We start from the raw sequence: 13,292 nt of genomic DNA on the forward strand, positions 1-13,292 counted from the left end.
ACAAGCGGTTCGGCCATCGCGGTTGCCGAACATGCACGCATGCTTGCGACCACTCGCAAGGCGTGCCCGATGAGCGTTGCGCAGGAGCCTATCGCTGCACATCATTTGTCCCGTCATGGTCGGGACATCATTTAAGTCGATCCGTGCCGAGGTGCCGTGGCCTTCGACCAGCCTCGTTATTCGTACAAACGACGCCACGATCCACGGCGTTAACCATTTCTTAACCACAAAGCCTCACCCGGCAGATGAGGCCTCGCCTCCCCGCAAGGGTTCCCTGCTCGTCACGATGCCGCCCCAGCTGGGACGGGCAGGGACTGCGGCCCAACGAGCTAGTCCGAGCGGCCGCTGCCGGCGCGTCTGGGACGTATTCCGCTCCAAGGATGCCAGAGGCGCCGGGTACAGCGCGATCGCGCGGGTAGGGGCTCAGCTAGGCAAGCAGACCTCCTGATACAGTCGAAGACGGGCAACCCGGTCGTGCGGCCGATCTCGTGTCACGCAATGCTCAACGTCATGCGAACCTGCAGCGAGCCAATCGCGAACAAGGCGCGAAAGATGGCGGTCGCGCGACGGGCGCATATCATCCAGTTGGGAGAGAAGCCGTCGGAAGACAGATCAGACCATGTCGAACAGACATGACTCCGCCGCAGTGGAAAACGTTTGTTTTCTGCGGAGGAGAATGGTGGACGCACTTGGGCTCGAACCAAGGACCCGCTGATTAAGAGTCAGCTGCTCTACCAACTGAGCTATGCGTCCATTCCGGGGCGGTTTTGAGTGGCGCCCTGGTGTGGCGCCCCGCTGCTGGAGGCGCGCTGTTAGCAGACTCATCGGGGGCCGCAACCCCCTTTCGTCCAAATTGCTGTCTTTTTCTGCTTACCAGCGTGTCGTCTTGCGATTTTCCCGGTCGATCGACATCAATATCCCCAGGCACAGCAGCACGGTCATCTGCGACGACCCGCCATAGCTGAACAGCGGCAGCGGGATGCCCACCACGGGGGCGAGGCCCATCACCATCATCAGGTTGATCGCGACATAGAAGAAGATCGTCGTGGCGAGCCCCGCAGCGGCCAGCCGTGCGAACCGCGACTGCGCCCGCTGGCCGACCTCGATCCCCCAGCGGATCACCAGCAGGAAGGCGAGGATCAGCAGGCAGCCGCCGACCAGCCCCCATTCCTCCGCCATCGTCGCGAAGACGAAGTCGGTATGCCCCTCGGGGAGATAGTCGAGATGGCTCTGCGTGCCGTTGAGGAACCCCTTGCCCCACAGGCCGCCCGATCCGATCGCGATCTTCGACTGGCTGATGTGATAGCCGGTGCCCAGCGGGTCGCTTTCGGGATCGAGGAAGATCAGGATGCGGTTGCGCTGATAGTCGTGCAGCGCGAAGTTGATCGCGAGCGGGATCGCGACCGACGCGGCCACCGCGCCGCCGACGAACAGCCTCAGCGGAATGCCCGCCAGGAACATCACCGTCGCGCCGCCCGCGCAGATCATCAGCGCGGTGCCCAGATCGGGCTGTTTCATCACGATCGCCGCGGGGATGCCGATCAGCACCGCGGCGGGCCAGACGGCCGCGAACCGCCGCGTCTCGTTGGGCGGCAGCATGTCGTAGAAGCGCGCACAGGCGAGCACGATCGCCGGCTTCATCAATTCGGACGGCTGCAGCCGGATGAAGCCGAGGTCGAGCCAGCGCTGGCTGCCGCCACGCACCGCGCCGAGCAGCTCGACGAGCACGAGCGCGAGGACGAGCGCACCATAGGTCGGCCACGCCGCCGCCTTCCAGACACGCTCGGGGATGCGCGAGAGCACGACCGAGCCCGCCAGGAGGATGAAGAAGCGGATGCCCTGCGGCAGCGTCCAGGGCCGCAGCGAGCCGCCCGCCGCCGAATAGAGCACGACCAGCCCGAAGGTCCCGATCGCCGTGACCAGCAGCAAGGTTCGCCAGGGCAGGGTGGCAAGCTGTTCGGGGATGATCCGCGATGTCATTGGCCGCGCTCCGTGGTTCCGTCTTCCGCGACCCCGCCGCCCGCGGTGGCCAGATCCGCCTGGGTCCGGTTGGCGACGTCGGTGGCGTTCTCGACCGCCGGCGCGTCGCTCGGCACGGTCGCGTCGGTCTTGGTCGCGATCGCGGCGGGCGGGGCGCTCTGCGCCGCGCGATAGCTCGCCGCGGTCGCCGCCATCCGCGTCCTGATGTCGCCGCCCCAGGTCGGTTCGACCTCGGCGAGCGACTTCAGCGCGCGCTCGCGGTCGAGCATGTAGGTCATGATGTCGCGCCCGATCATCGGCGTGTCGAGGTTGCGCACCGTATGCCCGTTATGCTCGAGCACCACGGCGAGCGCGTAGCGCGGGTTGTCCGCGGGCGCGAAGCCGATGAACAGCGCATGGTCGCGCAGCTTGAACGGCAGCTGGCCGTTCTTGAGCACGCCCGAGCGCCGTTCCGCCATGGTGATGCGGCGGACCTGCGCGGTGCCGGTCTTGCCCGCGATCGCGACGCCCGGGATCAGCAGCTTGGCCGCGCCGCCGGTGCCGCCCTGGTTGATCACGCCGAACATCGCCTCGCGCACCCGCGCCAGATTTTCCGAATCGATCGCCAGCGCGGGCGCATCGCGGTGGACCTGGCTCGCGAGAATGCTCGGCTGCAGGTCGCGACCCGATGCGATCCGCGCCGCCATCACCGCGAGCTGGAGCGGGTTGGCGAGCACATAGCCCTGGCCGATCGACGCGTTGAGCGAATCCGCGACCGTCCAGGGCCGCTTGTACTTGTGAAGCTTCCAGTCGGGGTCGGGCATCGTCCCGAACCGCTGCGTCGAGAAGGGCAGGTCGAACTTCTGCCCCATGCCCAGCGTCCGCGCGATCGGCGCGATCGCGGCATAGCCGACCCGCCGCGCCATCTCGTAGAAATAGATGTCGCAGCTCTGCATGATCGCGTTCTTGAGGTCGAGCGGCCCGTGCCCGCCGCGCTTGTGGCAATGGAACACGCTCGTCCCCAGCCGCATCGCGCCCGAACAATTGACCCGCGCGTCGGCCGGGACGCCGGCATGGAGCAGCGCCAGCCCGTTCATCGGCTTGACCGTCGAGCCCGGCGGATACAGCCCCTGCGTGACCTTGTTCATCAGCGGCACGTGATCGTCGTCGCTCAGCATCTGCCATTCGAGATGGCTGATCCCGTCCGAAAAGCTGTTGGGGTCGTAGGCGGGCATCGACACCATCGCGAGCATCTCGCCGGTGCGACAGTCGATGACGACCACCGACCCCGAATTGGTGCCCAGCCGGCGCGCGGCATATTCCTGCAGCCCCGCGTCGATCGTCAGCCGCGCGGTCTTGCCCGGCACGTCGGGTTTGGTCGCGAGCTCGGCGACCAGCTTGCCGCGCGCGGTGACCTCGACCCGCTTCGCGCCCGCCTCGCCGCGCAGCGCGGGTTCGAGCATCTTCTCGAGCCCGTCCTTGCCGAGCTTGAAGCCGGGGGTGACGAGCAGCGGGTCGCGCGTCTTCTTGTATTGTTCGGCATTGGGCACGCCGACATAGCCGGTCAGATGCGCGACCGCGGCGCCCGCGGGATAGTTGCGCGCAAAGCCGCGCGTCGGCGCGACGCCGGGCAGCTCGGGCAGCCGCACGCTGACCGCGGCGAACCGCTCCCAGTCGAGATTCTCCGCGACCTGGACCGGCTGGAACCCGGCGGCATGGTCGAGGTCGATCGCGATCCGTTCGATCTCCTCGGGCGGCAGCTGGAGGATGCGGCCGAGCAGCGGCAGCACGCGCTCCTTGTCGCGCAACCGGTCGGGGATGATGTCGACGCGGAAATCGGTGCGGTTGTTCGCGATCGGCACGCCGTGGCGGTCGACGATCCAGCCGCGCCGCGGCGGCAACAGCGTCATGTTCACGCGGTTGCTCTCGGACAGCATCGTATAGCGTTCGTTCTGCGCGATCGACAGCCATGCCATCCGCCCGGCCAGCATCAGCCCGACGCCACCCTGCACCGCGCCCAGCATCCAGGCACGGCGCGAGAAACTATAGGCTTGCGACATCTCGGTCACGACACGCGGCGGCCGTCTCATTCGGAAACCCGCCTCATTCCTGGACCCTGCGTCGTTCGATCGTCGCGACGATCCGCGCCGCCAGCGGGAAGAGCATCATGGTGATCACGATCTGCGCCAATAGCACGGTGTCGACATGCGTGCCGACCCGTACGCCCAGAAATCGCCCGCCGATCACGCAGCACGCGATCCCGCCGCTCGCGATCAGCCAGTCCTGCCAGAAATCGCGGTACACCAGCCGCTGCTCGATCATGTCGATCGCCACGAACGCGAGCGACCAGAGCAGCACCGCGCTGCCCAGCGGCTGTCCGCTGAGCAGGTCGTCGAACAGCCCGAGCGGTGCCGCCGCCCAGGGGCGCAGCGCGTAACGGGCGAGCAGCCGCCATGCGAGCAGCATGACGAACCCGAACGGCGGCAGGATCGGGATCGTCGCGATCAGCGGCACGATCGTCATCAGCGATCCCGCCATGACGGTCAGCCACGGGATCGCCCGCGCCCGGCCGCCTGCGACCTTCGGTTCGAACGGCTTGTAGTCGACACTGTTGCGGGTGGTCACGGCTGGTCGATCATCTGGGGGAAGACGGGATAGGGTGGTTTGGCAGTCACTTGGCGCTATTGTCGGACGGCGCAAGGGCGCGCGGCGGCGGCACCGGCATGAAGCCGGGTTCGACCACCGCGAAATCGAAGGTGTCGGGGTTTGCGAAGGTCCGTGCCATCACCGAATCCGCACCCGCGGTCATCACCCGCGCGACCGGGATGCCGGGCGAATACAGCCCGCCCACGCCCGACGTGACGAACAGGTCGCCCGCATTGAACTTGACGTTGGTCGCGTTGACCGACCGGACGTCGAGCATGCCGTCGCCGCGCCCGACCGCGATCGCGGGCAGCCCGTCGCGCGTCCGGCGGATCGGCACGATGCTGTCGCCGTCGGTCAGCAGCATCACGCGCGCCGCATTGGGGCCGGTCTCGACGACGCGCCCGACCAGCCCGTCGGGGCCGCGCACCGCCATGCCCGGCCGCACGCCGCTCCAGCGGCCTGCGTTGAGCAAGGCGAAGCGGCGCCCGCTCGACGCGCTCGAACTGACCAGCCGCGCGGTGACGACCGGTTCGGCGATCCGGTCGCGGACCTTCAGCAGCGACCGCAGCCGGCGATTGTCATAGGCGATCGTCCGCGCACGCATCAGCAGCGCGCGCGTCTGCTCACGCTCGCGGCGCAACGCGACATTTTCCTGGCGGACGAAGAAATAGGTCCCGATCGCCTCGGGCACCGCGGCGACCCCGCCCACGACCCAGGCGAGCCCCGACGAGACCGGCGCGGTGAGGCCCGCCACGCCCATCCGCGCGCCGGCAAAGGCGGGCGGGTTGAAGGTCGAGACGACGAGCAACGCTGCGCCCACCACCGCACCGGCGATGGCGAGCACATAGCCTACGAACACCCCATATTGACGCCGTCGGGAAAACCCCGTCCGGCGGTCGCGGGCTGGCGCCATGCGCCTGTCCCCTCGTTCTCGGGCATCGCCGGGTCCGGGGCCCTATCCCCGCGACTCGGTCGATGCGATTTCCACTGACCCGTTTCCCACCTACACGCTTCTCAGCCGCTCATCAGCACGCCGCGGAACAGCGGGTCCTCGAGCGCGCGACCGGTGCCCAGCGCGACGCAGGTCAGCGGGTCCTCGGCGACCGTTACCGGCAGCCCGGTCTCGTCGCGCAGCACCTCGTCCAGCCCCTGCAGCAGCGCGCCGCCGCCGGTCAGGACGATGCCCTGGTCGACGATGTCCGCGGCCAGCTCGGGCGCGGTGTTCTCCAGCGCGACGCGGACGCCCTCGACGATCGTCGCGACGGGCTCGCTCAGCGCCTCGGCGATCTGGCCCTGGTTGATCTGGATTTCCTTGGGCACGCCGTTGACCAGGTCGCGGCCCTTGATGTGGATGATCGTGCCGATGCCGTCGACCGGCGGCTTGGCGATCCCGACCTCCTGCTTGATCCGCTCGGCGGTCGCTTCGCCGATCAGCAGATTGTGGTTGCGGCGGACATAGCTGACGATCGCCTCGTCCATCTTGTCGCCGCCGACGCGGACCGACGTCGTATAGGCCAGACCGCGCAAGCTCAGCACCGCGACCTCGGTCGTGCCGCCGCCGATGTCGACGACCATGCTGCCGATCGGCTCGGTCACGGGCATGTCGGCGCCGATCGCGGCCGCCATCGGCTCCTCGATCAGCCACACCGTGCTCGCGCCCGCGTTCGACGCGGCGTCGCGGATCGCGCGGCGCTCGACCTTGGTCGACCCCGACGGCACGCAGATCACGATTTCGGGCCAGCGGGCGAAGCGGCGCGGGCCGTGCACCTTCTGGATGAAATATTTGATCATCTGCTCGGCGACGTCGATGTCCGCGATCACGCCGTCGCGCAGCGGGCGGATCGCCTCGATATTGCCCGGGGTCTTGCCCATCATCAGCTTCGCGTCGTCACCGACCGCCTTGACGCGCTTGATGCCGTTGATCGTCTCGACCGCGACCACCGACGGCTCGTTCAGGACGATGCCGCGGCCACGGACATAGACAACCGTGTTCGCGGTGCCGAGGTCGATCGCCATGTCGTGCGACATGAACTTGAAGAAACGCGAGTAGAAGGCCATTCAATCAGGGTCCCGTAATCCTGGCCGCCGGACGGGCGGCATTTCGCACATCATCTCGCGGGCCCCGCCGGTGTTTTCGAGCACCGGGTGCCTAATAAGCGGGCGTTTGCGGGTCGCGGGATGCCGTCGCTTGGTCTAGACGCAAACCCATGTCAATACGGCGTCTCCCCGAGCATCTCGTCAATCGTATCGCCGCCGGTGAAGTGGTGGAAAGACCCGCCAGCGCGTTGAAGGAGTTAGTCGAGAACGCCATCGACGCGGGCGCCGGACGCATCGCGATTCTCCTCGTCGAAGGCGGCACATCGCGCATCGAAGTCGCCGACGACGGATGCGGTATGACGCCCGCCGACATGATGCTCGCGCTCGAACGGCACGCGACCTCGAAGATGCCCGACGAGATCATCGAATCGGTCGTGACGCTCGGCTTTCGCGGCGAGGCGCTGCCCTCGATCGCCAGCGTCGCGCGGCTGACCATCGAAAGCCGGGTGAGGGGGGCAGAGGGCTGGTCGCGGATCGTCGACAATGGCCGCGTCGAGCGCGAGGGGCCCGCCGCGCTGCCCCCCGGCACGCGCGTCGTCGTCGAGGATCTGTTCGCGCGCGTCCCCGCCCGCCGCAAGTTCCTCCGCTCCCCGCGCGCCGAATATGCCGCCTGTCTCGACGTCGTCCGCCGGCTGGCGATGGCGCGTCCTGATATCGGCTTCACGATCGAGCATGACGGCCGCCGCACGCTGGCGGCGACGCAGGTCGAGGACCGGCCGGGCCGCGTCGCGACGCTCACCGATCGCGCGCTCGCCGACAATGCGGTCACGATCGATCTCGAACGCCCGGTCGACTCGGGCATGCTCGTGCTCGGCGGGGTCGCGAGCCTGCCGACCTACAATCGCGGCATCGCCGACCACCAGTATCTGTTCGTCAACGGCCGGCCGGTGAAGGACCGGCTGCTGATGGGCGCGATCCGCGGCGCCTATGCCGAGATGCTCCCGCGCGACCGGCATGCGGTCGTCGCGCTGTTCCTCGACGTCCCCACCGACCAGGTCGACGTCAATGTCCACCCCGCCAAGACCGAGGTCCGCTTCCGCGACCCCGCGATGGTAAGAGGCCTGATCGTCTCGGGCCTCCGCCGCGCCCTCGACGCCGCCGGCCACCGCAGCCAGCGCGCCAGCGACTCCGCCCTCGCCATGTGGCAACCTGAAACCTCCTCTCCCCCCGGGGGAGAGGAAGGGGCCCGCCCGCAAAGCGGGTGGGAAGGTGAGGGCACGCCCCAAAGACTGCCGCTAGAAAACCGCAGCTACGGCACGGTAAACGACGCCCGCCCGACCTTCTTCGCCGCCCCCCCGCAGGCCAGAGCCGAACCCGCCTGGACACCCCCGCCGCAAACCTCGTCCTTCCCGATGGGCGTCGCGCGCGGCCAGGTTGCGAAGACCTATATCGTCGCCGAGGCGGAGGACGGTCTCGTCCTTGTCGATCAGCATGCCGCGCACGAACGCCTCGTCCTCGAACGGATGCGCGCCGCGCTCGCCGGCGGCACGGTCGCCAGCCAGGCGCTGCTGATCCCCGAGGTCGTCGAGCTCGACGAACCCGCCTGCGACCGGCTCGAGGCGCGCGCCGCCGAGCTGTCCGAGTTCGGGCTCGACCTCGAACGCTTTGGCGCACGCGCGATGCTGGTCCGCGCGACCCCCGCCTTGCTCGGCCAGAGCGATCCCAAAGGGCTTGTCACCGACCTCGCCGACGAACTCGCCGCGTTCGACGAGGCGCTGTCGCTCAAGGAACGGCTCGACGCGGTCGCGGGCACCATGGCCTGCCACGGCTCGGTCCGCGCCGGCCGCATCCTCTCGGTCCCCGAGATGAACGCGCTCCTCCGCGAGATGGAGATCACCCCCCATTCGGGCCAATGCAACCACGGCCGCCCCACCTGGGTAAAGCTCGCGCACGGCGACATCGAGAAACTGTTCGGCCGCAAGTAAACCGTGCGGCGTGGGGGTGGGCGCCGTCTCCCGCAGCCCCCCACACTCCCGTTCGTGATTATCGTAAATACAAGAGCTTTGACCAACGATGGTGTTCGACAGGCACTGCTCACGGTACCCCCCCCCCAGCAGAACCGCCTGCCGAACGCATCGGCATGTAATAAAGCAGGCTGCTCAGGACTATTATTAAGTTTGATCCGAGGATCGACAATTAACTATTGATACTACGATTTATGGAAAATACGCCTTTCAGGTGTACTTCAAGGCTTATGCGGACATGGATAAAGCGCATAATGCATAACATAGGTTATGTTTTAGGATCGACTTCTTTGTGCTTCTGCATATTCTGATTCGACGAGATACTTCAACACCTTCGTGTCAGGAGTGCTATCTACTGCGAGCGTCGTCCATGGCCATTGCGAACGTTGTTCGCAACAGGTTAACTTGGCAGGTGGATTAAGCTGACACTTACACCTTCGCACAATTGCAGACATTCGAAGCTTAGCGGGGTTGGAAGCAAAGGAGCGTTCATGCCGACGGCAAAACATCCGGCAATTACCGTGACGCGTATGCTTCCGCTCGCGGCATCGCTGCTGTCTGGCACTCTATTGGGTCGAGCGGCAATGCTCGCGTTAGTTTCGCCGATGGCGATGGACGGTGGACAGTCTGTCGGCGCGTGGGCGCTGGTATTGTTCTTGCTCGCTCAGCCTATCATGCTCGTCGCTGCTATGACGGCGGGCTTTCTCTGCTATCGCCGACTGACAAAATGGCGCTTCGTCACTGCGCTCGCACTGCCGGCTTTGCACCTTCTCGGCATGAGGATTCTCATGCTCGCTTTATAGGCTGAAAGTCGAGTTTCCACCAAGTTGAGCCGTTGACACCGGCTGCCCGGTGCCCGGCGATAACGCCCTCACATCCGCGTCACAAAAAAAAAAGCCCCCACCGTCAGGTGAGGGCTCGTGACGTCAGGCGAAGTCTTACTTCTCGCCATTGTCCTTGACGCCCACGGTGGGCACGTCGACCGTTTCGGTCTCGGTCTTGACCTTGGGGACCTCGACTTCGGTCTTCTTCGTGCCGACGACGACCGCCTTCGAGTCGAGATCGACATTCGGCATGTCGCCGCCCTTGACGGAGACCTCCGGAAGCGAACCTTCCTTCACGTTGGCGCTCCAGAACCCGGTCGCAAAGAGGACACCGACGATGGCCGCAATGACGACAAGGACGATGACGATCGTCTTGCCTGCGCCGCTCTTCTGACGAATTGGCTCGCCACCCCGATAATCTGACATTTAACTCTCCCTGTACTTACAACAGGTTCGAACACTCTCGACGCAGTCTTGTTCCGTTTGCGTCATGACGTCGGAATCGCCGGTGCGCGGTACGCGGATCTTAACGCGTCTTAAGGGCGGAGCGTCGGGTGGACGTCGCCGGCGCGCTTCCCAAAAAAAAGGGGGCCCGTCGCGAACGACGAGCCCCCCGATACGCCCCGGTTCGATCAGAACCGCACGGTCGCCCCGACCGCGAGGTTGCGGCCCAGCGCGTCGTAGCGCGCGGGGATCGTGTTGCTGCGCGCCAGGCTGATGTCGTAGGAATTCGCCAGGATCGGCGGCGTCTTGTCGAGCAGGTTGTTCGCGATCAGCCGGAGCGAGAAATCGCGCGACACGGCGAAGGTCAGCGCCAGGTCGAAATAATTCACCGGCGCGATCCTGTAGAAGGTCGTCCGCGCGCGGTCGGGCGTGCCGCCGATCGCCGGATCGCCCGAATTGTCCGCACTCGTCAGCGACCCGACATAGCGCCAGTTGAACGAGGTGCTGAAGATGCCGTCGCTCGTCGTATAGGTCGTCCGCAGCCCGTGCGACCATTTCGGCAGCAGCTGGCCGCAGCCATTGCCATAATAGCCCGCACAATTGCGCTTGGGCTGGAGCGGCGAGTCCTGCCCGCCGGCAAAGGTGGTCAGCGAGCCGTTGAAGTTCCAGTCGATCTTGCCGGCCCCGCCGAGACCCAGCGTATACTGGCTCTGGAAGTCCCAGCCGCGCGCGATCGAGAAGTAATAATTGGTCGTGCCCGCGCGGATGAAGCCGCTGGTCGGGTTGTTCGCGGCGGCGGCGTAGAGGATGCCGGTGCCGGGCTGGCGGACGATCCCCGAGCAGAAGAACGGGTCGCCGTTCGAACGCTGGCAGCCATCGGTGTAGTAGCTGTCGTCGTTATAGCCGAGCGAGTTGTTGATCTTGATCCGGTAGCGATCGACCGAGAAGACCAGCCCGCGCAGGAAGCTCGGCTTCACGACCAGGCCATAGGTCTGGGTATAGGCGGTTTCCGGATCCGCGGTGAACCCGCCCGATCGCACCGTGCACTGGTCGTTGGGGCACAGCAGGGTCGCGCTGCCATAGAGTGCGTCGGACAGCCCGGTCGCCGCGCACACCTCGCGCGAGGCGATCGGCGTGGTCGTGGTGATCGTCCGGCCGGGATTGGCCGGGTCCGCGATCTGGCGCGGCACGGGGGCGCAAAAGTCGTTCTGCGATCCGCCCTGCCGGCTATAGTTGATCGCGGTCGCCTGGCGGATCTCGAACACCGTCGGTGCACGCTGCGCCTTGTTGAACGATGCGCGGAACGTCAGGTCGCTGACCGGGGCATAGGTGCCCTCCAGCTTCCACGTGTTGAAGGTCTTGGGATTGCTGCTGTATTTCGACACACGATAGCCGCCCGTGACCTGCAGCAGATGCGCGAAGCGGCGCTCCTCGATCAGCGGCGCCTGGACCTCGATGTTCGATTCCCACACGTCCTGGCTCAGGTTGAAATCCTCGCCACCATTCTGCTCGCGGTAGATCGCATCCGCGGACGAGGCATAGCTGTCCTTGCGATATTCGCCGCCCAGCGCGATCGCGACGCCCTGGTTCGCAAAGGGCGAGGTGACCCCGTATTTGCCGAGGTCGCCGGTCACCGACGACACGATGTCCCACAATTTGGCGACGCCGGTCGAGGTGCCGCTGCGGGCGGTGAACAGGTAATCGGCCAGCGGTCCGCCGAGCGTGCCCGCGCTGAACGCGTTGAACGGGACACACGCCGGGTCGACCCCCGACACGGTCGCCGCGCAGGTCGGCGTGCCGTTGACGCTGACGACGTTGAGCGAGCGGTTTACCCGGTCGAAATCGGCGAAATTGCCGAAGGTGATGTCCTGCTGGTTGCGCGAGAACACGCCGCCCAGATCATAGGTCCACGCGTCGCCGACGGTGCCGCGGATCCCCGCGGTCGCGCGGATCCCCTTGTTCAGATAGACGTCGGGCGAGAAGGGCAGGTCGTTGAAGCGATAGCGCACGTCGAGCGGCGCGAGCGCCGACGTCCCCGCCTGCGCACCGCAGATCGTGCTGGCCTGCGACGTCGACAGGAACGGGTTGTTGCAGTTCACCTGGTACGGCGTGTCGCCATAGTTGGTGTAGCTGTAGACGCGCGTCGGATAGGGGTTCACCGACCTGTCGCGGAACCAGATCCCCGAACCATAGAGCTCGAGCTCGGGCGCGATCTTCGCGCTGACGAAGCCGCCGGCGGTATAGCGTTCGAATTCGCGCTGGTAGGAATAGCCGTCATAGGGGTTGGCCGCGTTGCCCGCGCCCGCGCCATACGGCACGAAGCTGCGCGTGCCGGCGGGATCGTTGACATAGCCGACGCCGCTGTTCGCCCCGCTGCGCGGCGAGATATAGCCGCTCGGCGAATAGGTCGACAGCGAGCAGGACAGCGGGCCGTCCTTGCCGGTCTGGACCAGCTGGCATGCCGAGCTCGACCGCGCGTCATAGGGGACGTCATTGGCCTGGCGGTAATTGACGAAGCCCGACACGCGCAGCGCGCCGTCGAACAGCTTGGTGCCCGCGGTCAGCGTGACGTCGGACCGGCCGCCGTCATTCGTCAGCCCGCGCGGCGCCTCGAACGCGTTCGCGCGCGCCAGCGGCGACACGATCGTGTCCTTGTTCTCGTGATTGTAGAAGCTGTAATTGCCGTCGAGCTGGATCCCCTCGAAATCCTTCTTCAGGATGAAGTTCACCACGCCCGCGACCGCGTCCGATCCATAGACCGACGACGCGCCGCCGGTCAGCACGTCGACGCGTTCGAGCAGCGAGGGCGGGATGATGCCGACGTCCTGGCCATTCTGCGTGCCCAGCCGCTTGCCGTCGACCAGCACCAGCGTCCGCTCGAAGCCGAGGCTGCGCAGCTTGATCCGCTGGCGGCCGTCCGAATCCTGATAGGTCTGCTGGCTGTCGGGCGACACCTGCGGCAGGCGGTTGAGCACGTCCTCGACGGTGATCGCCGCCTGTGCGCGGATGTCCTGCGCGGTGACCGAGGTGATCGGCGCGGCCGATGTCATGTTGGGCCGCTGGATCCGCGATCCGGTGACGACGATCATGTCGTCGGACACGGTCTTGGCCGTATCGCCCGCGGCGAACGCGGTCTGCGCATCGGCCTCGACCTTGGCCTGGGCCGGCGTCGCCGGGCTGTCCGTCGCGGTCTGCGCCACAGCGGGGATCGCCGTCAGCAACAGCGATCCGGCAAGTGCAATATAGGACGTGGTATGTCTGAAGTTCATGAAGGCCCCCTTGTCCGGCTGCGCGATCGCGCTTGGTCCGGTTCCGGGGACATGAATTCTCCATTATGACTTATATGACAATACCCAAA

The 13,292-nt window shown here is 66.3% G+C and carries 9 protein-coding genes and 1 tRNA gene; 2 read left to right on the top strand and 8 right to left on the bottom strand.

Features of this window, described 5'->3' with window-relative positions; all coding sequences use genetic code 11:
• Positions 1–677: 677 nt before the first annotated feature.
• From C8J24_RS12345 to C8J24_RS12370, 6 genes are all read right to left on the bottom strand, one after another.
• Positions 678–753, bottom strand: a tRNA-Lys gene (locus C8J24_RS12345).
• A 117-nt stretch (positions 754–870) separates the two neighbouring features.
• On the bottom strand, positions 871–1,980 hold the full coding sequence (rodA, locus tag C8J24_RS12350) for a rod shape-determining protein RodA (RefSeq protein ID WP_031392826.1): 1,110 nt from the start codon (positions 1,978–1,980) through the stop codon (positions 871–873).
• On the bottom strand, positions 1,977–4,049 hold the full coding sequence (gene mrdA / locus C8J24_RS12355; protein ID WP_031440172.1) for a penicillin-binding protein 2: 2,073 nt from the start codon (positions 4,047–4,049) through the stop codon (positions 1,977–1,979). Before mrdA ends, rodA begins: the two co-directional genes overlap by 4 nt.
• A gap of 13 nt (positions 4,050–4,062) precedes the next feature.
• Positions 4,063–4,584: a rod shape-determining protein MreD gene (gene mreD / locus C8J24_RS12360; RefSeq protein WP_031440173.1), complete on the bottom strand. Its 522-nt coding sequence runs from the start codon at positions 4,582–4,584 to the stop codon at positions 4,063–4,065.
• Between the two features lie 46 nt (positions 4,585–4,630).
• The gene (locus C8J24_RS12365; protein WP_107932619.1) at positions 4,631–5,518 is read right to left on the bottom strand and encodes a rod shape-determining protein MreC; all 888 of its coding nucleotides are present in this window, start codon (positions 5,516–5,518) and stop codon (positions 4,631–4,633) included.
• 101 nt (positions 5,519–5,619) lie between these two features.
• A complete protein-coding gene (locus tag C8J24_RS12370; protein WP_031439534.1) occupies positions 5,620–6,663 on the bottom strand; it encodes a rod shape-determining protein in 1,044 nt (347 codons plus the stop codon).
• Positions 6,664–6,812: 149 nt separating this feature from the next.
• Here C8J24_RS12370 and mutL point away from each other — a divergent pair, with 149 nt between their 5' ends.
• Positions 6,813–8,627, top strand: coding sequence for a DNA mismatch repair endonuclease MutL (mutL, locus tag C8J24_RS12375; protein ID WP_107932621.1), 1,815 nt, complete (start codon positions 6,813–6,815; stop codon positions 8,625–8,627).
• Between the two features lie 530 nt (positions 8,628–9,157).
• Positions 9,158–9,469, top strand: coding sequence for a hypothetical protein (locus C8J24_RS12380; protein ID WP_146163682.1), 312 nt, complete (start codon positions 9,158–9,160; stop codon positions 9,467–9,469).
• Between the two features lie 135 nt (positions 9,470–9,604).
• Here C8J24_RS12380 and C8J24_RS12385 read toward each other — a convergent pair whose 3' ends face one another.
• Complete coding sequence (locus tag C8J24_RS12385; protein ID WP_031440198.1) at positions 9,605–9,916, bottom strand: hypothetical protein; 312 nt, start codon at positions 9,914–9,916, stop codon at positions 9,605–9,607.
• A 206-nt stretch (positions 9,917–10,122) separates the two neighbouring features.
• On the bottom strand, positions 10,123–13,203 hold the full coding sequence (locus C8J24_RS12390) for a TonB-dependent receptor domain-containing protein (RefSeq protein ID WP_107932623.1): 3,081 nt from the start codon (positions 13,201–13,203) through the stop codon (positions 10,123–10,125).
• Positions 13,204–13,292 lie beyond the last annotated feature (89 nt).

Source organism: Sphingomonas aerolata, assembly GCF_003046295.1.
In the GTDB taxonomy this organism is placed as follows: Bacteria; Pseudomonadota; Alphaproteobacteria; order Sphingomonadales; family Sphingomonadaceae; genus Sphingomonas; species Sphingomonas aerolata.

What these genes read in the sequence shown, in the direction of transcription:
- rodA (WP_031392826.1), bottom strand. Translation starts at nt 1,980, where the DNA reads ATGACATCGCGGATCATCCCCGAACAGCTTGCCACCCTGCCCTGGCGA.
- mrdA (WP_031440172.1), bottom strand. Translation starts at nt 4,049, where the DNA reads ATGAGACGGCCGCCGCGTGTCGTGACCGAGATGTCGCAAGCCTATAGT.
- C8J24_RS12365 (WP_107932619.1), bottom strand. Translation starts at nt 5,518, where the DNA reads ATGGCGCCAGCCCGCGACCGCCGGACGGGGTTTTCCCGACGGCGTCAA.
- C8J24_RS12370 (WP_031439534.1), bottom strand. Translation starts at nt 6,663, where the DNA reads ATGGCCTTCTACTCGCGTTTCTTCAAGTTCATGTCGCACGACATGGCG.
- mutL (WP_107932621.1), top strand. Translation starts at nt 6,813, where the DNA reads ATGTCAATACGGCGTCTCCCCGAGCATCTCGTCAATCGTATCGCCGCC.
- C8J24_RS12380 (WP_146163682.1), top strand. Translation starts at nt 9,158, where the DNA reads ATGCCGACGGCAAAACATCCGGCAATTACCGTGACGCGTATGCTTCCG.
- C8J24_RS12385 (WP_031440198.1), bottom strand. Translation starts at nt 9,916, where the DNA reads ATGTCAGATTATCGGGGTGGCGAGCCAATTCGTCAGAAGAGCGGCGCA.
- C8J24_RS12390 (WP_107932623.1), bottom strand. Translation starts at nt 13,203, where the DNA reads ATGAACTTCAGACATACCACGTCCTATATTGCACTTGCCGGATCGCTG.